The 24,169-nt window shown below is 59.3% G+C and carries 10 protein-coding genes; 9 read left to right on the forward strand and 1 reads right to left on the reverse strand.

Annotation, left to right across the window (positions count from 1 at the left end; genetic code table 11):
• The first annotated feature begins 313 nt into the window (after positions 1–313).
• From GCU68_RS16920 to GCU68_RS16950, 7 genes are read left to right on the forward strand one after another with little or no spacing between them, the layout of a single operon-like run.
• Positions 314–1,177 carry a hypothetical protein gene (locus GCU68_RS16920; protein ID WP_227015024.1) on the forward strand — a complete coding sequence of 288 codons (864 nt, stop codon included), beginning with the start codon at positions 314–316 and terminating at the stop codon, positions 1,175–1,177.
• Entirely contained in the window at positions 1,174–2,064 is an 891-nt protein-coding gene (locus GCU68_RS16925; RefSeq protein WP_152943801.1) for a hypothetical protein, read from the forward strand. The genes GCU68_RS16920 and GCU68_RS16925 overlap by 4 nt, the downstream gene beginning before the upstream one ends.
• Positions 2,061–5,429: an immunoglobulin domain-containing family protein gene (locus GCU68_RS16930; protein WP_152943802.1), complete on the forward strand. Its 3,369-nt coding sequence runs from the start codon at positions 2,061–2,063 to the stop codon at positions 5,427–5,429. The genes GCU68_RS16925 and GCU68_RS16930 overlap by 4 nt, the downstream gene beginning before the upstream one ends.
• 2 nt (positions 5,430–5,431) lie before the next feature.
• A complete protein-coding gene (locus tag GCU68_RS16935) occupies positions 5,432–6,175 on the forward strand; it encodes a hypothetical protein (RefSeq protein WP_152943803.1) in 744 nt (247 codons plus the stop codon).
• 2 nt (positions 6,176–6,177) lie between these two features.
• A complete protein-coding gene (locus GCU68_RS16940; protein ID WP_152943804.1) occupies positions 6,178–11,682 on the forward strand; it encodes a DEAD/DEAH box helicase in 5,505 nt (1,834 codons plus the stop codon).
• On the forward strand, positions 11,679–17,174 hold the full coding sequence (locus tag GCU68_RS16945; protein ID WP_152943805.1) for a DEAD/DEAH box helicase: 5,496 nt from the start codon (positions 11,679–11,681) through the stop codon (positions 17,172–17,174). The genes GCU68_RS16940 and GCU68_RS16945 overlap by 4 nt, the downstream gene beginning before the upstream one ends.
• On the forward strand, positions 17,167–19,134 hold the full coding sequence (locus GCU68_RS16950; RefSeq protein WP_227015026.1) for a phospholipase D-like domain-containing protein: 1,968 nt from the start codon (positions 17,167–17,169) through the stop codon (positions 19,132–19,134). The genes GCU68_RS16945 and GCU68_RS16950 overlap by 8 nt, the downstream gene beginning before the upstream one ends.
• 17 nt (positions 19,135–19,151) lie before the next feature.
• Here GCU68_RS16950 and GCU68_RS16955 read toward each other — a convergent pair whose 3' ends face one another.
• On the reverse strand, positions 19,152–19,718 hold the full coding sequence (locus tag GCU68_RS16955) for a hypothetical protein (RefSeq protein ID WP_152943806.1): 567 nt from the start codon (positions 19,716–19,718) through the stop codon (positions 19,152–19,154).
• A 605-nt stretch (positions 19,719–20,323) separates the two neighbouring features.
• Here GCU68_RS16955 and GCU68_RS16960 point away from each other — a divergent pair.
• A complete protein-coding gene (locus GCU68_RS16960; RefSeq protein ID WP_152943807.1) occupies positions 20,324–22,687 on the forward strand; it encodes an ATP-binding protein in 2,364 nt (787 codons plus the stop codon).
• Between the two features lie 238 nt (positions 22,688–22,925).
• Positions 22,926–24,113, forward strand: coding sequence for a hypothetical protein (locus GCU68_RS16965; RefSeq protein ID WP_152943808.1), 1,188 nt, complete (start codon positions 22,926–22,928; stop codon positions 24,111–24,113).
• The last annotated feature ends 56 nt before the right edge of the window (positions 24,114–24,169 follow it).

Genomic DNA, 24,169 nt, shown 5'->3' on the forward strand with positions numbered 1-24,169 from the left:
TGTTGCACGGTCGTAGAACAGTCCTATCTCGTTGTAACCGATTTGCAACGATCAATCGGAGCAGCACGTCGGTCACGACAGACGACCACAAAGGCTTTACCCAGAACTCCGAGTTGGATTCGATAAATCTAGGATTCACTTAGCGAATTCTGGTGCACTTGAACAGTTATCAATATAACAGAAAGTTTAATGTGATGATAGCCCTCCTCGAAAACACGAACAAACGAATCGGAGTTGCTGCGAAAGACGACTGAACGACGTATCGACATTAGAACATGCTTGCCGCGACACATAGTGGAAACACTGTAACAGGATGACTACAGGACACTGGTACGAACGATTTGATGACTCGGAAGCGTTTCAACTCGTGGACATAGTACACACAAGAACACCGGCAATTGTCGTCAAAGACTCACAATTACAAAAGCGGGGAAAACAGGCGCGAGCGCAACTCCGATCGCTCCCCCTGTTTCAGTCGCTTGGACTGAATCGAGTTGTTCACACAGACCTGTGGGATAACGAGTATAGCCCAATCGATTATGAACATATCTCGAGCGAGAACGTAGATCCTGAAGAGGTCGAGTTCCCCCTCGTGCACGTGGTTACGCAGGACGGTATCCTTGAATACGGCGAAGAGGACCTCGTCCGTCGACTCCTAGAGCGTTCGCTCGACGAGGATGGACAATACGTCCTGATTACGGACACGACGGCGCCGCGGACACCGACCTATACAAAAAAGCCCGGGCGGTCCGTCGTGGACGACTTCCCAGCTATCGCAGTCCGCGATTACGCCTCGCTAGCGAACTCGTTTCTAGAGGACGCCCTCGATGGTCGATCGCGGATTCCCGTAGTCGACACGCGAAACGTGTTCTTCCACGCCGCATCAGCGATCCACGCTGAGGCAGGCGCTCCGGCCGACGGTATCGAAGCGGTGTTCGACTACACTCGAGCACCGACTGACAGTCCGGTGTGGGACTCGGCCCGCTACTTCGTCGAGCACGACCTCGAAAATGTGCTAGAAGACTACTCTGACCACATCCGCGAGGCCCTGCGTTCATGGACTGAGAAAGGAGACACTCAGCGGGTCGCCAACCACATTTTAGAGGTGCTCCGGATCTGCGACTACGACGCATCGACGCTCGAAAACTACCGACAACGAGACCCTAACTACAGATGACAGCTACCTACGAGACGAACGACAACAAACCGCAGAAAGACCTCGTGAACTACACGACGGTTCGCGTCCCCGAATTACGGCTCATCTACCGCAACCTCAAGGCCGCTGATGGCGGGCCAATGAACGTATCCACGCTCAAGGACGCGATGGTACCGAGCGACGACGATGGCTCGAAGGACGACGCCCACCTTGAGGCATGTTTCAAGTTCCTCCGCGCGATCGATCTCCTCGAACGCCCCGAGGACCGCGTGGTTTCACTGCTCAACGAGGACGTTTATTCCGATCTCTCGTTCGAGCTCCGGTTGCTCTACCACATGAACCGTCAGGACCATCCACAGGACCACATCGTCGAGGCCCAGCGCGTTGCCTTCGAGTTCGCCCCAAAGACAGTCGAGCGTGAGCGCCTCGTGACCGAACTCAACAACGAGGTGGGATACATCAACTGGAATAAGGAAAAAATCAATGGCTGGTACCACCTCCTCGAGGGCATCGGTGTATTGTCGTACACCGACTCTCGGGAGTTGGTGCTGTCGCCGCGGCCGGCGCTGCTGTACGAACTCCTCGAGACCTTCCGGGACGAGGAGAACTCAACCGACTTCGGCGCTGCGGTCGGCTGGATTGAGAACGAGTTCCTCACCGTCCTTACGACCCGCCCCGGGACCCCGCGACTCCACCAGGGTGTCACCGACACATTGCAGACCCTGATCGACGAGGATTACATCGACGTGCGCGGAATGTCGGATGCGAAGAACGAGGTCGTGCTGCCCTCGACGCACTCCCGAAACGAGGAACCGAGTGTGACGAAGTTCGAACTTCACGGCTGGCCGGAGGAACCACCCGCAAGCAAACGCTACCCTCTCGACCGATTCATGGAGGTGGACGCATGAGCGAGTATCCCATTGACTGGTCCGACGACACCGTTCGACAATACCTGACTGCGGAGGCGCACCAGAAGTCCAAAGAAGAGTTCGAGCGTACTCACATCGACATCGACAAGCTCAGGGCAGACTACCTGTTCCCCCACTCGACGAACGACGAGTTCGTCACGCAGGAGGAGTTCCGCGACGCGATCCTGAAATCAAACACCAAAGACGACAATCGGATTTTTATCCTGCGCGGGGAGACCGGGAGTGGCAAGAGCCAGCTGTGCCAGTGGCTCGAGTACCAGATCGGACAAGACGCTGACTCCGGTGTGGACGACACGCACGTTGCTCTGCACGTCTCCCGGAGCCAAACCCGAATCAAAGACATCGTCGAGATTCTCACAGAACCACTCGAGATGGATGTCAATGTACGCGATGTCGGCGGGCTCGATCCCGAGAAGGTCGCGAACGCGATGATTGCGAATCTCGAGGCGTACAATCCGATGCTCGAGTCGTTCACAGAGGAGGAGATTCAATCGCTCGTCGAGGATCGTCCCCAGAGCACCGATCTCCGTGGTATCCTTGAAAAGAACGTCCGCAAGTACCAGGAGGCGGTCCTGAGCGACGATGAGGAGGACATTCCGGAACTTATCACAGAGAAGGACTACCGCGACCTTTCTATGGTGGCGTTCGGGATGGCGAAAGGTGGCGACACGATTTTCCCCGCGCTTCAGAGTTTCATCGATCAAGAACTGTCCAGTAAGCTCGGTGTTGGCGACTTCCAGCAACGGCTTAAGGAAATCTCCGAGGAATATGTCGCTCAGGGGCTCCGCCCCGTTTTGATCTGCGAGGACCTCACTACGTTCAGCGTCCTCAAAGAGCAGTTACTGGACCACATTTTCCAACTCGACAGTGGACACTACGACGTGGTGCTCGGGTGGACGACCGGCTGGGAGAAGGACAACGTCGACAAGGCACTGGGAACGAACGAGGATGCTCAGACGTACATGAAGGACCGCGCCGAGGGGTACCTCAGCACCACTGACGACACGGGCCAAGCGTACTTCCTCACGGACGACGTCACCGTCGAACTTGCGAGGAAGTACCTCTCTGTCATTCGAGAGGATTCGAGCACATCAGCCGACGTTGAGATCCCTGATGGGGACTTCGACGGTCTCTATCCGTTCAACGCGGAGTTCGTCAAGCGGGCCTACGAGAACCTCGTCCAAGACGGAAACGAACGTCGGACACCGAGGCTGCTGCTCATGCGTATCGTCCGTGAATGTCTCACGTCGACGAGACCGCCCTTCGAAGCTATCGACGGCAACCCGTACGTCAAGCAGTTCCCGACGCCAGTCTCGCTGGACTACCCCGCAGAAGTCCAGTCGATCGTGAAATGGTACGGCATTCCGACTGCTGAGGGTAACATGCGGGTGCCCCGCAGTGTGTTCGAACTCTTCGACGTCCCGGTCCCCGAGCGCACTGTCAGGACCACAGAGTCTGACGTGGTCTTCGACGCGGACACCGGTCCAGCGCCCGACCTTCGGCTACGGCAGATCGACGGACAAATCGAGCCCGGTGCGACGATCACGGTCGAAGCGTTACTGAGCGACCGTCCAGAGTCGGACGTCGAAGTGACCATTGACGGGACAATCGTCGGCTATTCCGACGATGACGGCCGGTTGTCGGTGACACTTCCCGACGAGGAAGGCGAAGTGGTTCTCGGCGGTGAGAAAGCCGACTTGACTGGGACGCTTGACTTTGCAGTCGGAACGGACTCGCTCGCATTGATTCCGACGCCGTCCACCCCGAACGAAGGCGAGACGGTGCGGCTTACCGCCCGCGTCAACGGTGAGCCAACACCGGGGGTCTCAGTCGAACGCGATGGAGAGGTGCTTGGTACGACTGGTGAGGACGGGACATTCGAACTCCCCGCTGACGATCCGCCCTCGATGACCATCGCCGCGGAGTACGAGAATCTTGAAGACGAAATCGAAGTCCGGATTGCAGGGGCTCGGACCTATCCGGTCGAGATTGACTACGACAGCGAGACCGTTGACGAGTACCTTTTCGACTACCAGCAGTGGGTGTCCAACGGCGAGGAGTACTCTAGTTCGACGACGCTGCGAGATGGGGCGGCGGAGTTACTCGAAGGGTGGTATGACCCAACTCGCCTCGCCAACCCCAACTCGTCGACACGGGGAATAGAGGGGATCTACTACACCCGTGGTAACCAGGTCCCGGTCTCGCTGCAGGGGGTCGACGAGCGGACGGGAATCAGCGTCGAACTCCCGTTCGGCTCCGAGTACGACCAGATCTACGAGCCACTGTTCTGGTACGGGGTCAGCGCTGATGGCGAACTCCCCCGTGAGGACCGCTACGACCTCAACTACGGGCTACTGCGTAACTGGGCAGACGACTCCGTTGCCGAGTTTAAACGAGGGATGCGTGAGCGTATCGAGGATTGTTTCGAAGGCTGGACCATCGAGGAGTTCGTCGTCGTAGCCCAGTACCTCCTCATCAATGCGGCGCAGGGGAAAACCGAGTTGACGCGCGACTTGGTGTTCGAGTCCTACGATCTCTCGACGAACGACTACCCCCACCCATTCAAAAAGCGGTTCAAGAGGACTCACCCCTTCTTCGAAGCGTTCAGCAACTTGACCACCAAGAGCAGCGTTCCAGCCGACCTCGCGGAGGGGTTCTTCAAGATCAAGGAGAACTTCGTCGATTCAGAGCGGCTGAACGAGGCCTACGGAGCGGTCGCCAACGACCTCGAGACATACCTCGAGGAAGCGATGTTCATCGACACCAATAACCTCCCAGATGCGTACAAGGTTGGAACGACGCGGAAGAAGGCGACAATCAAGCTAGCGTCCGTCCTTGAGTGCGTGAAGGTCTTCTCACAGGAGGTCAACGGACTCGGTCCGAGTGATATCGAGTATATTACTAAAACCGTAGAAGAAATTGACGAATGGTACGACAAGAGCCACTCGCTGCACGAACTCCGGGAGCTATACGACGAGTTGCTAGAGATCATCGGCGACCTCGACGTGAACATGCGTACTAGGTGGGAAGAGAGACGGGAACGCCTCGATGACGAGGCTCAGTTCCAGCTTGGGGCGTTCGCGAAGGACATCGAGCGGTTCCGGGAGATTGAATCCGCAGGTGGACATGAACTCGTCGGACTGATGCACGAGTTCGAGAAAAGTCGGGAGAAAGCCGAAGAGTGGAAAATCTACGAGGCCATCGGCGAGATGATCGAGACTGCACGAGTCGTCGATATTCCCGAGATAGACAACGAACTGGAGAGCGCAGTCAGAGACTCCGAGGAGTTCCATGACCTCGTCGGGACACGCAACGAGATTGCCGACGTCATCGGAGGTGAGTGACCATGTCATCAAATCTTGAAGAAACAGTCGAAGCGCTGCGATCGAAAGCGGATGACTACCAGGAGGCAACGAACTTCGAGGCTAAACTAGGGGAACACACCAGGAGCGCGTCGTCGCTGGAGACGTCTCTCGTCGGGCTTCGAAAGCGGATGGAAGAGGTTGAACGACTGAACGATATCTACACGCGGGTCTTCGGCCGTGACACGCCCGGGGCAGTCGAGGACGCGCGCCATCGAGCGCGTCAGGTTCTGGACCGGACCGCGGACGACTACTGGGAGGTGATTGACGACGACCGGAGCGAACAGTACAAGGCCAAGGTCCAGACTGCGAAGTCAGAGGCCGACGACGCGCGGACACTCCTCCGTGCGGAACTGAACGATCTCCAGACCGCTTGGCAGAGCGACGTCCGGGCGGCAAAACGGATTCAGACGCTGATGCCCGACTCTCGGGAGTCGTCCCGGCTGCTCAACGACATCGAGGAATTTGTCGGCAAACGCATATGGGATGACTCCACCGACGTCAACTCTCTGCAGGGGGAGTGGCAGGGACTTGAGCGGAAGTGGAACGACGGCGTCGTCAGCTGGAACGAACTGCAGAAACGGTACCGCCTCGGCGACGACACGATCGACCTCCTGAAGGAGCTCGCACAGGGTGAGAACGTCTCCTTCCGTGACCTCGACGGTGACGTCGTAGAGGAACTGCTGAACGTCGACGAGTTCCGTGACGTACTCGAGGTGACGCTGTAGGAATGGAGAACCCGACTCAGCGCGCCACCGAGGCCGTTAGCGCTTACCGGAACCACTTTGTCGGCCGGACGGGGCCGGCCGCGCGAAGCATCGCGAACCGTCAGGAGCGGTTGCTCGAGGACCCTGACGGTCTGGTCAACGTCCGTGGGCCGTATCTTCAGGCGCTGGACGTGCCCAACTGGAGCGATGAGTCATGGCGATCGTTCGCCTCGCGCGTAAGGCTGAACCCGCTCATCAAGAAGACCTTCGACGATCTAGGGTTCCGGCGCCTGTACGACTTCCAAGAGCGGAGCATCGAGACGATCCGTGACGGTCACGACACCGTCGTCACGGCCGCCACTGGCCGGGGGAAGACCGAGGCGTGGCTGATCCCGATCCTCGACCGCATCTTAGAGAAGAAGCGCCGTGGCGAGGCGGACGGCACGACCGCGACGCTCATCTACCCCACCAAGGCCTTGGCACAGGACCAGTTCAAGCGGTTGGTCCAGTACCTCTACCGGATCAACGAGCAGTGGCCGACAAATCAGCAGATCACGATCGGTATCTACGACGGCGACACGCCGACGAACGTGAGCGCGAACGCTCAGGGGTATCTCGAGTCGTCGTTCAAGTACACCGAGTGTCCCGGCGCGAACGAGGATCTCGAGAAATGTCGAAACTGCGGTCAGGGGGTCCACGTCCACCACAGTGGGCAGTCTTACGAACTCCGCCCAGAGAAGCGTCAGTGCACCGAGGACGTGCCGCTCGATTTCATCCGCCTCACCAAGCATTCGATCCTCACCGAGGGCGTTGACATCCTGTTGACGAACCCGGACACGATCAACATGAAGCTCGTGAACGTTAACGCACCCGACGAACACGAGACCTTCGTGTATGATCCCGAGTACCTCGTGTTCGACGAGGTACACACCTACGACGGTCTGTTCGGGAGCTATACCGCCACGCTGACCAAGCGCATGCGCGCCCTCCGCGAGGACCGCGGGTGCGACGATCTTCAGGTGATCGCCAGCAGTGCGACCGTTGAGAACGACGTCGAGCTATTCCAGCAGATCAGCGGCGCGACAGAGGTAAAGCACGTCGACGAGCAGACCCGCTCGCTCGATGCGCCATTGGAGACGGGTATGCCGCCCGCGTTCACTGAGTCGACGCTTGACGAGGCAGATCTGCTGGCATTCGCACGCGGGAAGCAGACTCCTCCGTTGTTGGCCGACATTGATTTTGACGTTGACGCGTCGATACACGACGACGACCGATTACTCGAACTCCTTGGCGACGAACTCTTCGACGTCATTGCGAACAGTGACGGGGACGCGTCACCCGTCGTCACCGCTTTCCGGGCGCTACACGCCGAACTCTCCACGGAGCCCCGGACCTACGAGGCCTTCCTCAGGTGGGTCACGGAAGAGTTCGACCTAACGGAGCCCGAGGCCGAACAGGCGCTGGAGAACTTCACTCTCCTCGGGACGTTCTCCGGCCTCCTCGAGAACCGAACCCATCTCTTTTCGTGGCCGATAGACGGCTTCTACGCCTGTGCCGCCTGTGATGCGGTGTATACCTCGCCACAGGAGACGTGTCGGGCCTGCGGTCACGGCTTCGTCACACGCAGCACATACTGTAGCCGCTGCGATGACGAGTCGCTGGTCGCGTGGTTCTGTCCGTCGTGCGAGCAACTGGACCCCTATGTCCCGAGCGAGGAGGGTGAACGCCGTGCCGACGATGAACACCACTGTCAGCGCTGTCTGGAGGGCCGCAACGAGGAGGTACGCTCACTTCGGGTTACCTTCCAGCCGACACTCGAGTGCGAGTCCTGTGGGGAGCGGACGACGCGGTCGACGCGGACGTCCTGTCAGGAGTGCGCAACCGATCTCGTCCATGTCGGACCGGACCGGTACCAGTGCCCGAATCCTGACTGTGAGACAAGTGTCGAGTACGAACCCGGCTGTTCCGCCTGCGGCGGAGACCAGCGACCGGTCACAGGCGACGGTCCAGTTGACTGTCCTGGCTGCGGGCAATCGTACGAAGCGGACGTTCCGGAGACCTGTGACTGCGGCCGATCGCTGACGCAGACGCGACTGGTTCCCTGGGTGTGTCGGAAGGACTCCTGCGACCGGGAGTACTTCGGCGACCCGCCCGACACCTGTCCCTGCGGATCCTACACGTTCGCGCGAGCGGGGCTGTTCGAAGTGCTCGCCGACTCGTTCTGCGAGTCTTGCGGGACGAGTACCGTCGGAGATCCGGTCTGTGACTGCGACAGTACTGTCAGGACGCGAGAAACGCCGTTCCAGGCGTACCAGACTATTCAGCCGGACGGGAGCGTGCGAGCAGCAAGCTCGTTCTCGAGCGTCGCGCCCTGCACGCACCAAGGGCTGAACTACAATACAGACCGACGATACGACGAGCTTGTCCGAGGGCCGGGGAATCTCGCAGTGACGACCAGCCAGTACCTTCTCCGGCGAGTCGCCGACGAAGAAGGGCACAAAGCGGCCAAGCTCCTCTCGTTCGCGGACTCCCACCGCGACATGAAGGAGGTTGACCGTGATTTCTCTGAGCCCGAAGTGGCGACGCTGCTGGACCAGACGCTGGTCGAGACCACCCGTCAGCGCGAGCCGTGGATCGACGCTGAGACCGTTCTCGACGATGCGATGGGACTGATCGAGGACTTCGGCGACGAACTGGCACCGCCTCAGGATGTCCGCGGGGTTACCTTCAATCTCGCTGAGGAACTCGTCGACGTCCCAAGGCGGCACATGGACACCGAGGAAGCCGTCCGAGACCGACTCCGGCGCCGGCTGTATCCACACAGTTACGCTGGTCGGTACGGGGAGTTTGGGGGTGCTCTCGCAGACGACGGACTGGTCGACATCCGACTCAATCCGGATGTCCGAGCGGGGCTCTCCGCCGAGGAGCGAGGAATCGTACAGGAGGTCGTCAAGAACGGCTCTGGAACCTCAATCGAAAAGATCGATCCGCCGTCCCCGTCAACGGACGTCCGCGGGGTCGTGGACAAACTCGACGATCGGGGCGTGCTCGAGGCGGACGACGATTACGTCGAACTCGATCCAGGTGCGCTCGAGGTGACGCTCGCGGGTGACGGCGATGACCTGCACTACAGGCTGTCGACCGGGGGCTACGAGCACACGATCGACGCGCAGTTCGGTGGGCGAAGCGGAGACGCCGTTCCCTCGAATGCGTCGATTGATGCGCTGGCAGACCCGGAACACCCCCGATTCACTGCTCGTGCGTACCGGACGACATACTCGAAGCCCCGCATGCTTGTCGGGCAGGTATACCACGGGATGACCGAGAAGAAGGAACGGCGCGAGTTAGAGTACCTCTTCCGCGAGGGGAACCAGCCCCACTTCCTCTCGACGGGACCAACGATGGAACTCGGCGTCGACATCGGTGATTTGGATGCGCTCCTGTTGTACGGTACGCCGCCAAACATGAACGCGTACCTGCAGCGAATCGGTCGCGCCGGACGGGACTCCGGGTCCTCGCTCGTACACTCGGTCAGCCAGCGCAACCCTATCGACTACTACTACTACGAGCAACCGGCGGACTTGATGGACGCCGACCCACAACCGGTTCCGCTCAAGGAGTACAATGAGGAGGTGCTACGCGTCTCGCTAACATGGGGGGTTCTCGATTACGTCGCCGCGAACTTCGTTGTCCCGTGGGACGTCGAGCGGCGCGGACGATACGCGTCGGTCAGCGGCGGCGACGAGTTCGAACACCGTGTGCCCTCGTCCGACGACGACGCTGCAAAGCTGACTCACGTAATGTCCGCGCGGACGAAGGAACTCGGTCTGCAGTCGCGGAACTCGAAGCTAGCCGCGCTGGGGACGGTGGTCCACGACTACGACCGGGAGATCCGGAAACACCTCGAGCGGTTGTTGGACCACCGGTACTGCGTCGAGTGCAATCGCAAGTACGACCGCGACGCCGACCGCGGGACCTGCGTCGACGACGACTGCTCGGGCGAACTCCGTGACGCACTGTCGGAGTTCGAGCACTTGATCGACGAGGCGGTCGAGCGGTTTGCCGACCGCTTTATCGACCACTACGGAGAGTACCGCCGCGAACTCGAGGACGAACTCGAGGATGTCCAGCGGCGCTGGAGGAAGCTCAAGCGTGATCGCCGCCGGGCGAGTTCCGGCGAGGAGGCACGACGCATCTCGGAGGAGCGCGCCACGCTCGCCGATCGTAAGGAGGCACTCAGACGGCGACTGGACCAGATTGAGCGTATGTCCTATCTCGACTTCTTGCGCGAGTCGCGCCAGAGTCGCTACGCGTTCAACATGCGGAGCGTGACAAACAACGTCGGCGTCAGCCTCGTTGACGCGGGCGAGGACGGCTACCTGACCCGTAGCATCGGCGAGGACGACGGACGGTCGATGCGGATGGCAATCAGCGAACTTCACCCGAGTGCCGCGTACCTCGACGGCGGCGACGCGTACGTGGTCTCCCAACTCTCGACCGACGAGTTCGCGTCGTCGGAACTCCGCGAGCGCGTTCGGCGGAGCAAGGCGAGCGGACTTGCCGAGGAATACGTCTGTCCAGCCTGCGGAGAGGGCCACGACGCTCCGGGTGATGCCTGCAATTGCGGCGCCGACGCGGACCTCCGGCGGCGTCGGTTGGTCGTCCCTGAGTCGGTACGGGCCCACCGTTCCGACCTCCTAATGTCCGCAAATGGTGATCCCGCACGGACGATGTATCGTGAGCCGTCGAACGAGATCCAGAACACCTACGCCGAGCGGAAGACGGAGGTTCTCGAGTTCGAACCGGCCAAGCGCTTCGATCTGACAGACGAGGACGGCGAGCAATTGGGCACAGTCGAGTACGGGAACATCGACGTGTTGCTCCATACGGACAGCTTCCGCGCGAAGTACAAGTCAGGTGAAATGGACGGTGAGACGACGCCGTTCATGCTCTGCGGCGACGACGACTGCCCCGGCATCGTCTATCGGGACGAGGATGACCAGTTGCACTGCAGCGCAAACGCAGATCACGCCCCGGCGCACGACACCGGCTACGAACTGGCTCGGCTCGGATACGAGTATCAGACCGACGGGATTCGCGTCGACCTGGACGACACCGCCGAGGCGCACACCCTGGTCCACGGGTTCCGAGTCGCGCTCCAGTACCTCGGCGGCGTGAGCATCCGTGAACTCTCGGAGGTCGTCCACGGGGACGGCATCGTGGATCTGTTCGACGCCCAGGAGGGCGGCGCCGGGGTGACCGGGCTGCTGTTCGAGAACGGCGACGGGCGGCGGAACTTCGAGCAGGCGATCTCACTTCTCCGCGAGCACTTCCAATGCGACTGCGACGATGGCTGCCCGCTATGTCTCTACCAGTACGGTTGCGACACGCACAACCGGGGGCACTCATTCGATCGCGAAGGACTGTTCGAGCGTCTCGATCGAGCCTCGACGGCCATACTGGCGACCGACGGTGGTACCGGCATCGAACGAACCGAACTGAACGAAGACACTAAACCCGACTCATGAGCTCACAAGACGACACAATCGAACTCGCGGAACAGACGAAGCGAGCGTACGCGGAACACGTCGTCGCGTCCGGTCGGTCCCGGGTCCTCCGGGACGTGATCGACCGGTACGCGGAAACGGACGCCGATGAACCACTGGAAGAGGCGGTAACCTCATTCACGCGGACACGAGGCCCCTTCCTCCAGGCGCTGGACCTCCCCCAGCGAGGGCCCGACTGGAAGTCCTTCGCCGACGAAGTCGGCCTGCACGAGGACGTCGCGCGCACGTTTACCGAGGCTGGATTCGAGCACCTCTACGAGTTTCAGGCAGAGACGATACGGTCGGTCCTCGACGGTGACCACACTCTGGTGACCGCGGGGACCGGCCGGGGAAAGACCGAGAGTTGGCTCGTCCCGATCCTCCAGTACATCTGCGAGGCGAAAGCGGGCGAGCATCCCGACCATCCGCCACAGAGCGTCAAATGTATCCTGACCTACCCGACGAAGGCGCTCGCACAGGATCAGCTAAAGCGCCTCATCGAGTATCTCTACGAACTCAACCGAAACCGTGCGGGGTCCGATCGCATCACGGTCGGTATCTTCGACGGCGACACGCCCCAGAACGACCCGCAGGAGTTCGAGTACCTACAGACCGCCTACAAGTTCTTCGAGTGTCCCTGCGAGCACTGTGACGGCTCGCTGACTGTCGAGCGGACTGAGGACGAGCAGTTCCGCGTTGACCACGATGCAACCGGAACGCCGGAGGTCGATCTCGACTTCATCCGCCTGACCCGTGATGAGATCGTGGCCGAAGAGGTCGACATCCTCCTGACGAACCCCGACACCGTCAACTACCGGTTGTTCAACGTCAACGAGACCGACGAGCAGTCCGCGTTCGTCGAGCAGCCGCGGTTCGTCGTCTTCGACGAGATTCACGAGTATTCCGAACTGTTCGGCGCGTTCACCACCGGGCTGATGCGACGCTATGCCCGATCACGCCAGGAACTGCTCGATAACGACGCCATCGAGGACGACGATTTGCAGGTGATCGGTGCGAGCGCAACCGTCTCGAACCGCCGGGCTATCTTCAACCGGATCCTGCCGTTCACCGACCCGGAGACGTCGGTCGTGACCGAGGATCCGCAAACGCTCGATGCACCGATACCGACGACTGTTCCGGAGCCGTTCCGCTTGAACGCGCTCGATGTCGAAGCATTCGGGCAGGCGCTGGCCGACGGCGGCGAGTTAGGACCGGCCGGTGAACGGTTGCTTGCGATCGCTGATGTCGATATACCTGGCGACGCGACGCCGACAACCGCGCTTCGCCGGGTCGAGGACGCCCTCTACGAGCGGTTGCTTCACGGTGGAGACGACGACCTCGACTTCGTCCGGGCGCTGTACGCTGAACTCTACGAGGATCCGCAGGAACTCGACGGACTGACCGAAACGATTGCCGCCGAACTCGATGTCGACGAATCGGTCGCCACGACGATTCGGGAGAACTTCGTTGCAATCGGTCGGCTGGCGGGCGTCCTCGAGAGCAGGGTTCACCTGTTCTCCTGGCCCATTGACGGGTACTACACCTGCCTGCACTGTGGGACGGTCTACGACACGCCCCGGAGCCAGTGTGCGGAGTGTGACCACCACTTCGTGACGAAGTTCTCCTACTGCCGACACTGCGGGGAGGAAGCTCTGGAGTCCTGGTTCTGTCCTGCCTGCGAACGCCTCGAACCGCTCGCGGTGACGTCCTCGGAGGGACGGTTCGAGTACTTCGATGTCCAGACCTGCAACTGCGACGAGGGGACTGAGAGCGAGACGGACATGATCCGCACTCTCTGGCGGCCGTTCTACGAGTGCTCCGGGTGCGGTGACCAACAGACCATCGACCGCGTGCGGCGGTGCACGTTCTGCGACGCTGAAGCGCCGATGGTGCTTACGGACGACCGCGAGGCCTACGAGTGCACCAATCCCAACTGCGGCGCACGAACCGAGGCGACGGGCACCCACGAGTGTCAGTCCTGTTCGCACGAGGAACTTCACCCCCTCGCCGACGACACTCTCTACTGCGATGAGTGCGATGAGACCTACCCCGACACTGCTGGAGAACGCTGCGCCTGCGGCGGCGCCTTGCGACCCAAGCGTTTCCTTGGCTGGCAGTGCAGCGGCGAGGACTGCGACGCGGTCTACCTCGGCGAGGCCCCGCGGACCTGCGAGTGCGGGAAGCGGCGGTTCGCCCGCACTGCTTTGTTCGACCTCGACCGCGTCTCGCAATGTCAGTCCTGCGAGCGCGAACTGTTCCCCGAGCAGGAGTGCTTCTGTGACGACCCCGACGTGAAGACCGTGCCGAAGGGGTACAGGACCTACAAGATGGTCGACGAGCGCGGAGAAGTGCGCTCACCGACCGACTTCCCGGGAGCCGTACCCTGCTACGACAAAGGAAAATCGTACTCGAAGCATCGCCGCTACGAGTCGATGCTCCGTGGTCCGGGCAACACGGCCGTGACCTCTTCTCAGTACCAGCTCCGGGCGTCGGCCAATCCGGACGACCCCGAAACGTTCGAGCGGGCCAAACTGCTCTCGTTCGCTGACAGCCAGTCCGACATGAAGGAACTGGCTCGGAACTTTGAGGAACCGGAGACGTCGTTGTTCTTCAGTCAGTTGACCGTGGGTGCTCTCGAGGACGTCGACACCGACTGGGCGACACTTGAGGAAATCGGCGAGCGCGTCTGGGCGGCCGTCTCCGAGTACGAGGAGATGCTGGAGACATCTGCCGACGCCCACCGCTCGCCACTCGAGCGACGACTGACGGAGTACGACGAATCTCTCGAGCGCTACGTCCACGACGAGGTGGCCGCGCGCGTGCTGTCCGGCCGGTTCAACAACCGCCGCCGGACGCCTCGCCTTGCGAGGAACGGGCTGATCGATGTTCGTCTCGACGTCGATATTCCGTCGCTCGACGAGACGAAGCGAGAACTGCTTGCCGAGTTCCATGCCCAGAGCGCGCGCTACGTTTCTACGCTCGCTGAGGAGATCGAGGGCGCAGGCCACCACGTCGAGGAACTGGTCGACATGGGCGTCCTCGAAAAGCGGGACTCGGACGGGAGTGTCGTCGTGGCGCTGGCGCCCGACGCCGTCGAAGTCGCGCTGACCGGCGAGTCGACGCCAGCCGAGTATGATCCGGCAGCAGAGCGGTTCTACACGACGTTCGACCTAGCCTGCCGCGACGTCGAAGCCAACCTTGTCTCGTTTACCGACAACTACGTCGCACGGGCGGAGTTCTCCCATCCCCACTTCGATCGGCTGGCGTACCGTATCGAGTCCTCTGATCCAATGGTGTTGCTCAGTGACTCGTACTTCGGGCAGACCGAGCGATCCGATCGGCGCCGTCTGGAGTACCAGTTCCGCGAGGGGCGACACCCTAACTTCCTCTCTTCGGGGCCAGCGATGGAGGTCGGCGTGGACATCGGTGATCTCGACTCGCTGCTGCTGTACGGGACACCCCCCAACGCGAACTCGTACCTCCAGCGCGTGGGGCGAGCCGGGCGAGCATCCGGGTCCTCGCTCGTGCACTCAGTCAGCCAGCGCAACCCCATCGACTACTACTACTTCCGGCGCCCAGGGGAACTCATCCAATCGGAGGCCCAACCGGTGCCACTGAACGAGGTGAACCGCGAGGTCCTCCAGCGGTCGCTCACGTGGGCCGTCCTCGATGCCGTGGCGGCGACACGATGGGTCCCGTGGCGCCGCGAGATGAGTGCGATGGACGATCTGTTCGTCTACGAAGAGGACGACGAAATCCGCTCCCGCGCCGAGACGCCCCGACCCAACGACGTAGTGACCTTTAGCACACTCTTGGCGAACGGATGCGGGCAACTCCAGCCAGGAGCGGTCATCTCGCCACTGGAGGCGCTCCGCGAAGTGGCCGAGGAGGACGCCGACGGCCTGCAGGAGTACCTCACTGACGTCGTGCGGTTCAGCCCCTGCGATCGCTGCGGTCGTAAGCACGAAGCGGGGTACGAGGGCCCCTGTGCCGACGACGATTGCGACGGTACGACGGTGTCACTGCTCGACGAGTACGACGACCTCGTTGAGGACGCCCTCGAGAGTTTCGAGCAGGAAATCGTTGACCGGTACGTCGAGTTCGAGGACGAACTCTACGACGAACTCGATCGCGTAGAGGACCGCATCAGCGACCTCCGGCGGTCCTCGCGAAACCGGCGACGCGGGCGGCGAAGCGATGAACCGGAGACGGATCAGCGCGAAGAACTCGATCGACTCCGGGACCGCCGGACACGTCTGGACGAATTTCTGATGCGACTCGAGAGCATGCAGTTCCAGGCGTTCCTGAACCGGTACAGCGACGCCGCATTCAGTCTTCGGTCGGTCTCGGCCAGCGTGACCTACGATCTCATCGGCAATGGGTTCCAATCAGCGACCAACGGCGGACTCGACCGTGACCGCCAGATCGCGCTCTCGGAACTCCACCCTGGCGCCGCGTACCTCCACGGCGACGACGAGACCTACGTCGTCACCGAGGTCATCGAGGACTCACACATGACTCAGGAAGTCCGGAAGAACGTCCCGGACGAGGCGATCTGTCTCCGGTGTGGCGAGACCGAGGATGTCGACGCCTCGCACTGCGAACACTGCGGCGAGCGTCTGAAACGGCTCGAGACCGTCGTCCCACGGCGCGTTCAGGCCTACAAGGACAGCCTTCCGATCGATCGCACGGCAGACGGGGGCGCGCTGACACCCGCAGCAATCTACCGGAACCAGCAGGACGAGGTCCAGAGCACGTATGCACCCGTGGAGGACGAGGCGGTGTCGTACGAACCAGCCGAGGACCGCCGGTTCCGCATCGTGACCGAGGGCGGAGACTACGTTGGGACGCTGGAGCACGGGAACCTCCATCTCCGATCGTCGACGACCCAGTTCTTCGCCACGTACAAGGGCGGCGGTTCGGACGGTCTCCCGACCGTCTTCGAACTCTGTGGCCGCGATAATTGCTCCGGCGTGGTCGCGCGCACCGACGACGCCGCCTACTGCCTGCAGAATCCCGAACACGACGTCGGTGACTCGAAGGCCATCCGACTGGCCACAGAGTTTGAGACTGCCGGCGTCCGACTGCAACTGGCCTCCGAGGAACTGGAACACACACTCGCACACGGGTTCCGCGCGGCGCTGCAGTACATTGGCGGCGTCAGCGTCAGGAAGGTCCCCGAGACGATCGAGGAGGAGGGGACGTTCATCTACGACGGCGACGAGGGCGGCAGCGGCATCAGCGTCCTCCTGACCCAAGGCTCTGACGGCGACGACGACGGGAACTTCCGACAGGCAATAGAGATCGTCGCCGAGACGTTTGACTGCGACTGCGAGGACGGGTGTCCGTTCTGCCTCTACCAGTACGGCTGCACGAACCACAACGATCCCGACACCTTCGACAAAGAGCAACTCGTCAAACTCGCCGGGGAAGGACTCCGACTCGAACCCGCTAACGGAGGATCGGATGAGTAGGAACGTGGGACACGCCGCAGCCCTCGCAGTGGAGAACCCAGTCCGTCTGTGGGGTGTCTCGACCGAGAGCGTCTATGCCGCCCTTGACGCGACCGCCCGCGGTCAGTCCCTCGAGACCGCTCTTGCCCGGTATCGGCGGGTCGAACTGGCCGCCACGAACGAGGAGCGTGACCTCGAGACTCTCGTCTCGTTGCACAGACGGCTGTTGGTCGACCTCGGACTCGTCGACGCTGAGCAGGAGTCCGAAACTGGCCCGGTCTCGGAGGTCGGCGCGCTCGTTCTGTGCGGCGAGGATCCCCGATCCCTTCTGCAGACCCTCGCCGTCGCCAGGTGGCGAAGCGCCCGCCGCCTTCTCCGAGAGTGCCTGGCGATCGACGGTGAACTGCCCAGGGAGGAGTACGACGGACTGCTCCGCGACGACTGGGAGGAGACCGTCCTGACTCCCCTTCTCGGCTCGTTCAGGCTCCTGACCGCGTACCCGACCGGCGTCGATGTCGCCGGACCGGACGCGCGGGCGGCCCTGGACGCGTACGACGCGACCTCAACGGATGTCGCCAGGGCGTCGCTCTACCGTCGTGTGCTCTCGTCGGCGATGAACCTCGACGCCGCGACAGCGGCGGACGTCACGGGTGAACTCCTGGGCGCTGAACCGGGTACCGAGATCGATCCCGCGGACGTCATCGGGACGCTTGGAGAGGGCTACCCCCGAGCGATCGACCGCGATGCGATCCTCGAGGCGGTGAACGAGGTACAAGTGGAATACGAGCAGGCGGCCCGGAGATATCGCCGCCTTGCCACCGGCGACGTCTCGGTACTTGAAAGAGCTGACGAGGTTCCTCGCGTCAAATCCGAGGACATTGATCCACCCTCCACTGTCGCATCGGTCGACGCGGTCTTGGATCTGGTCGCAACAATTACTGACGGCGACCTCGGTCTCATTGACGCAGGCTACGTCACCGACGCCCTCGACGCTGAGCCCTACGACTGCTACCGCGTGCTGAACGACGTTCCCGGACTCGAGTGCGAACTCGCAGACGAGACCGTCGAGGTGGCGCGCGTCCCGTCCGACGTTGCCGGGACGAGTCGTCACGACGAGTACGTCGAGTACCTGCTGGATCGGCACGCAACCATCTCGCAGCGGATCGACGTTCTCTCGGATCCCGAGTTCGAACTCGAGGGGCGTCACGCCGACGCAAACCTCGTTGATCGCCTCGATCGACTCCGGGATCGGCAGGTCGCGCCAACGTACTTCGCGTACACGCTGATCGACCCTGAGTCGCTTGGCGAAGAGGTGATGGACGACTACGCCGGCGACTCCCGAGGTCTCCGCCGCGAGCGTGCGCGCCTCCGTCGCTGGCACGAAGATCGCCCGAGTGGCCTCCGGTCGTACACGGCGATGACCGACCGCCTGTTCAGTCTCGGGCTTGAGGAGGACCTGGACCACCGTGTTCTGCGGATCATGACGCCGTTCGACGACGACACGTTCAGCGAATACGCCGCGCAACTGCGGCGCCTTCTCGAGCACGGCTTCGAACTCCGTCTGCTCACTCGGCACACGAAAGCACCCTGGGAGTGGCGTCGTCTCCGGGACAACCTGCTCGCACAACTCGAATCGAATCGCGAGAACGTCCGTATCCGGACCTACTCGCGCTTCAAAACGCAACAGCGGATCACCCGCGACACAGACCTCCGCGACCTCAGCGAAGTCGGGATCCACGGCAAACTCCATGTCATCGGCGCTCCCGACGAAGGCGCCGCGCTGCTGGGTTCGGCGAACTTCATGGAGAATAGCTACCACTGGAACCCCGAGTGCGGCGTCTACACCGAACAGTCCGCGTTCGTCGACAGTGCCACCGAGTTCTTCGACATCGTCTGGGACATCGCCGAGGCCGATCAGCTCTCCCTGGAACGACTGCAAGAAATTCCTGAGCGGCGATTCATCCCGAGTTACTACAGTTAGCCCTCGCTAACTACTCTTCAGACCGTTTCGAAGAGCCCTGGGCTCGTTGGAGGGATGTAAGAGTCGAGGAAGGACCGGACACTCCCATGCTTCGCACGGAGTGTCTCGAACCGCTCATCAGTAGGTCGCATGAACCCCTGCGGGTACTCCATCGAATACCCCAACGCCTCGTGGAGTTCCTCCGCAGGAAGATCGATCCGTCGAACGCGATCCAGATAGATCATAAACGACCACGGCTCCTCCTTATCTGCAACGATTCGACCCCCGTCGTACGGCTCCCACAGTTCTTCGGCGAGTTCCTGATTTTTCTCTGTGTGGGTAACGACCGCGGCGTGGGTGTACATCCCCGACTTCGTGTAAAAGACCAGCGCATCACCCTGGTCAATTGACTCCCAATGCGTTCGGTTACCGCTCACGACACCCCAGATCGATGTCGGCGTCTCGAACCCTGCCTCGCGGAGCGGTTCAAAATGATCTGGAGAAACTGGGTTCAAAACGGTTTCTCTGAAGTATCGGTAGGTGTGCTCCTTGTGTTCCCGACTACAGGGAGCGATATAGAGTTCGACATCCTCGTCGTCTGTCATGCCCCCGAGTTTCAGTGGAGTTGTCAAAAAGGGGTCGTATTAGCTTGACGAATACGTCCACGAGCGGAACCTCAACCTGCAGACTACCACATACGCCACCACCGGTCATACGATAATCTGGTTAGGGAACTCGATCCCAACCGGCACAATGTAATGGTCTGTACGTACTGCTACGTTGCTCGGGCGGCGAACTTCATGGAGATCAGCAATGACTAGAACCCAGGGTGTAGTGCCTATACGGAGAACGCGAATTTCGTCACTGCAGCGCTGGAGTTCTTCGATTTCGTCTGGGAACTTGCGAGCGCTGACGAAGTCAACCTTGACCGATTACAGGAGATCACACAACGGGAATACCATCCGAACTATCACATGTAAGGAAACCATTCAAAGCCCATGGTCCGAACTGACGCACAACTCGTTGGCCAATATCGAACTTGCGTAGCCGAGGGTGGCAGATGATCTTCCGAACGCTCTGGAGGATTCGTATAGTCTTCTCAATGGACCTCGTGATTATCTTTAAGCGAATTTCCGATAGTCAGAGAGGAAACTGTGTTGGCATTTGAGGTTGGCTTTGAAGAGGTTGGAGAGCATACGTTTGATAGATAATGTCTAACGAAGAAGTCAACTCCGACACTCAGGAAGATGGGTATCCGACTGCAAGGATCACCCCGAGCCGGAAGGCGTATAATTCAGTTGCATCCGACGTGGGAATTCCTTCTGCGGTGGGTGAACTTCTCGATAATTCCTTGGATTCCGCCGCTCTCCAGGGAATTAATCCAGTTGAAGTGACAATTGAGCACCGAACAACCGACGATGGAACTGAGGAGTTCGTCTACCGGGATCGAGCAGGCGGTGTCGAACAGGAGGACATGGGAGTGTTCCTCGGTTTAGGTCGTAGCCGTGAGAAACGCGCTGACGAACAAAATGTTGGCACATTCGGGATCGGTGCGAAGAAAGCACTCAAACGTTTAGGTGATCGTCTAACTATCGGTAGTCGACACCTTCGAGCGGATCAGGGCTGGCAATATACGGTTGAACCAGAGTGGTTCGAAACCACGAACGAGGACGATGATCCGAATCAGTGGGAGTTCCCGCTCAAAGAGGTCGATCTTGAAGAAGGAGGAACTGAACTCCGCATCCAAGAACTTTCGTTTGACTGGGACCATCATAAAGAAGAGGTCACGGACTGGATCAGAACGACTTACCGAAAGTTCTTAGATCCTAATAGCGAACTCGACTTGATACTCAAACTCACGATTAAAGACGAAAGCGGGAGGGTTGTTGTAAATGAGGAAGGAGAGGTGATCACAGTAGACGATGAGAAGGCAGGTCCGCTTTCGCCGCCTGAAGAAGTCGAATGGACCTACTCACCGTGGCTCAGAGGCCTTCACCCGCGTCAGTTTATAGGACTAGAATTCAATGATCCAGATTGGTCGGAACCAATTCAGACGCGTGTTACTGTTGGTCTTCTCAAGAAAGGTAGTAGGAAGCAGAGTGGCACGTTCATTTACTGCCAGAATCGACTGGTTGAGGGTAATCTCACAGGAAAAAAGGGAGGATATGGCATTACCCATAATGCATTAAACAACTTCAATCCGTCTCAGCATAAACGGCTTCGGATTGAAATTGAGTTGTTTGGCGACGCTTCCGATCTTCCGTGGAACTCGGATAAGAGTCGCATCCAGTCGTCCCACAAAGCTCTATCATACACGGAGAAGGGGGTCTACTGGTGGCTTCGTCTAATGGCTGATCGACATATGGCCGCTGGTGAGTATGGTACTTTCCCACACACGGCTGCCGTGTTCGAACCATACGATCCCGACAGTGATTACAGAACCCGTTCAGAACCCGAAGTTGTTCGTGTCGGCGATAGGCAGACCGATCTTATACAGGGCAAGAAAGACCGGATTCAGATCAATGAGAAGCCATCGAACAATTATAACGAAATTCAAGAAGTTGCGCATTTAGCGACTGCTCATGCCCGACTGGGAATCGTGGCTAAATCTATGGATGATATGGGTCTGGGAACGAGAGCGAGGCCCACGTATGAGGTCATGTTGGGAGTCGAATTCCAGAAAGCATTTTATGATAAAGAAGAAGGGAGATTCGACTCACTTGGCGCTGCGTTGTTAACAACGGATGCGAAGTCTGTATTTTCAGAAACAGATAAACAGACCGATGAGGACGACAAGACCGACTGGGCAGTCATTGCGGATCACCTTACGCCAGTTACAGAACTCCCAGATATCTCATCTTGGAAAATTGAAGATGAAGATATCGATGACATTGACACTGAACGAAGGCGATTAGAAGACGCTGCTAGTGAAGATATTAATATTGATGAAAATGGTGAACGGCGAATTTGGGAAGAAACGTGGCGTCAGCCCCTATACGACGCCCAATTAGCACTCTATATCGAAGATCGTGAGGATGGGGTTTCCATCTCAGACCTTCCCACAACCGACTATTCCGTCAAGTCCTTCTCTAAGCAAGAAGACAAAAATGATGTTACAGACGACGAGAAAGCAGACATGCCAACGGAGTCAGACGTTGGTTCTGCGGCCTCACAAGATACATATTCCCCGCTTGATTGTCCCGAATGTGGGGCTGAATTAGAAGGGAACATCTGTGACAAATGTGGGTTCGAGTTTGACGTTACAGATGACGAAATTGGGAAAATAAGCGTCGACGAGTTTGATTCCGACAGTGCAGTTGCAAATTTGAAAAACGACAAGTCGATCACTTCCCCTGAACGAGCAGACGTTGGCCCAATCACTCTTCAAGAGTTTTGCCAGTCACACGCGGAGTTGTTCGGTGACGAACTCTCGGAAGATCTTCTGGCAGATGACAAACAACTTGAGCAGTTCCTCGAGCAGTTCATCCGCAACCAACAGCAGAAGATCTCCGTTGCTAGTGAGTATGTCGATATTGACCGTCTCACGGAAATGCAGAGTGCCAGCAGTGACTGAATATTAGTCACACAGTGGAAGGTATTCTAGTAACCATTCGTACAATCTTATGAAAATAAATTATGACTGGGACTTCGAATGTAGCGTTTCTGCTGAAGATATGAATTTCCGGACTGCAGTAGTGGCAGCAGTCACCGAAATGGGAGTATTATCTGTGTTATCACTCACAGACGCAGGACTTAGGAGCGAATCCTTAGCCGAAGGAACTTTCTTATCATGAGTATTCCTTCATAGCGATATGGAGAACTCGACGGCAGAAGCTGAGATCTTCTTGCCGCTCGCAGATTGGCTCGATGACCACGGATACGATTTTTTCGTCCATGTCCCCGATATGCACCAGTCCAACGAGGGCTACTCCCAACTCTACGATCAGTATCCCTCCCACTCCATCTCCATCGGGCCATACAAGCCCGACGTGTTGGGGTACACTCCATCGAACCGCGTGTTTGCGATCGAGGTGAAAGGAACTCAGAATCTCCGGAAGGGACTCGGACAGGCGATCAGTTACCAGCGCGGCGTCGATCACGCTTACCTGGCTGCCGACCGGACGAAATTGCAACGCGTACACGATCTCGCGCTGAGCAAGGGCATCGGTGTTTTCGAAGTCGACCGTGATGCACGGGACGTTTCGGAGAAACACCCCTACGCGGCGGAGATGAAAGACTTGCTCTACAACACGCGTCACCAACTCGAGAGCATGTACGTGACTGGAAACCAACAGTCACGCCGGCTCCCGAACTACGCCGATCCACTAAACCAATTGATGCCCGTCGTCGCAGTCGCTGGGCATGATTGCGCTACCACTGACGAGATCGGTAATCTCGTGGAAGCAACGGACTATCCGTATCGGAGCGCGTACAAACGGATGATCCGCCTCGCCGAATATCTCGGAATGATCCGTGAGGAAAACGAGGTCTATCACCTAACTCAACAGGGGATGATGGGCTGGACGCTGTTACAGGGGTACGGTATCACTTCGGTCACTGAGCTGAAAACGCTGAAAGAACGCGGTCCGCTCTACGAGAATCACCCACCGATCGCGACGTATCTCCGAAACAGGTTCGTCTCGAATCCCGATTTCCGAACCCTGTTCGAGGTATTGCTTCGACGAGGCTGTGATCGATTATCCATCCAGGAACTATGTGCGACGCTGATCGACAACTACCCGAGCACCTTCCTGAATCTGGTGTATACAGATGCCGACGGTGGAGATGCGCCGTACCTCATTGAACAGGGGCGTGGTGACGAGATTTACGAGGATCCGGACTATCTAAAGCAGATCATTCACAGCCAATTCATCTCGAATACAGCGAGTCAGTTCAGGAGTCTCGGCGTATTAGACGAGGATTCGCCTGTCATTGAGCCGAAGTCGGCACTAGATCCGGAGAACGATTACTGGTATCCCCGGGAGTTTCAGCTTGGATAGAAAATTCAGGCTTTGTTGAAACCGTTCAGGTCTGACACGTTAAACGCCCAAACGGC

The sequence above is a fragment of the Natronorubrum aibiense genome, from assembly GCF_009392895.1.
GTDB classification, from domain to species: domain Archaea; phylum Halobacteriota; class Halobacteria; order Halobacteriales; family Natrialbaceae; genus Natronorubrum; species Natronorubrum aibiense.

Bases quoted from the DNA above. Each gene is read 5' to 3' on its own strand.
- GCU68_RS16955 (WP_152943806.1), bottom strand. From the start codon at position 19,718: ATGACAGACGACGAGGATGTCGAACTCTATATCGCTCCCTGTAGTCGG.
- GCU68_RS16945 (WP_152943805.1), top strand. From the start codon at position 11,679: ATGAGCTCACAAGACGACACAATCGAACTCGCGGAACAGACGAAGCGA.
- GCU68_RS16950 (WP_227015026.1), top strand. From the start codon at position 17,167: ATGAGTAGGAACGTGGGACACGCCGCAGCCCTCGCAGTGGAGAACCCA.
- GCU68_RS16960 (WP_152943807.1), top strand. From the start codon at position 20,324: ATGTCTAACGAAGAAGTCAACTCCGACACTCAGGAAGATGGGTATCCG.
- GCU68_RS16920 (WP_227015024.1), top strand. From the start codon at position 314: ATGACTACAGGACACTGGTACGAACGATTTGATGACTCGGAAGCGTTT.
- GCU68_RS16930 (WP_152943802.1), top strand. From the start codon at position 2,061: ATGAGCGAGTATCCCATTGACTGGTCCGACGACACCGTTCGACAATAC.
- GCU68_RS16925 (WP_152943801.1), top strand. From the start codon at position 1,174: ATGACAGCTACCTACGAGACGAACGACAACAAACCGCAGAAAGACCTC.
- GCU68_RS16935 (WP_152943803.1), top strand. From the start codon at position 5,432: ATGTCATCAAATCTTGAAGAAACAGTCGAAGCGCTGCGATCGAAAGCG.
- GCU68_RS16965 (WP_152943808.1), top strand. From the start codon at position 22,926: ATGGAGAACTCGACGGCAGAAGCTGAGATCTTCTTGCCGCTCGCAGAT.
- GCU68_RS16940 (WP_152943804.1), top strand. From the start codon at position 6,178: ATGGAGAACCCGACTCAGCGCGCCACCGAGGCCGTTAGCGCTTACCGG.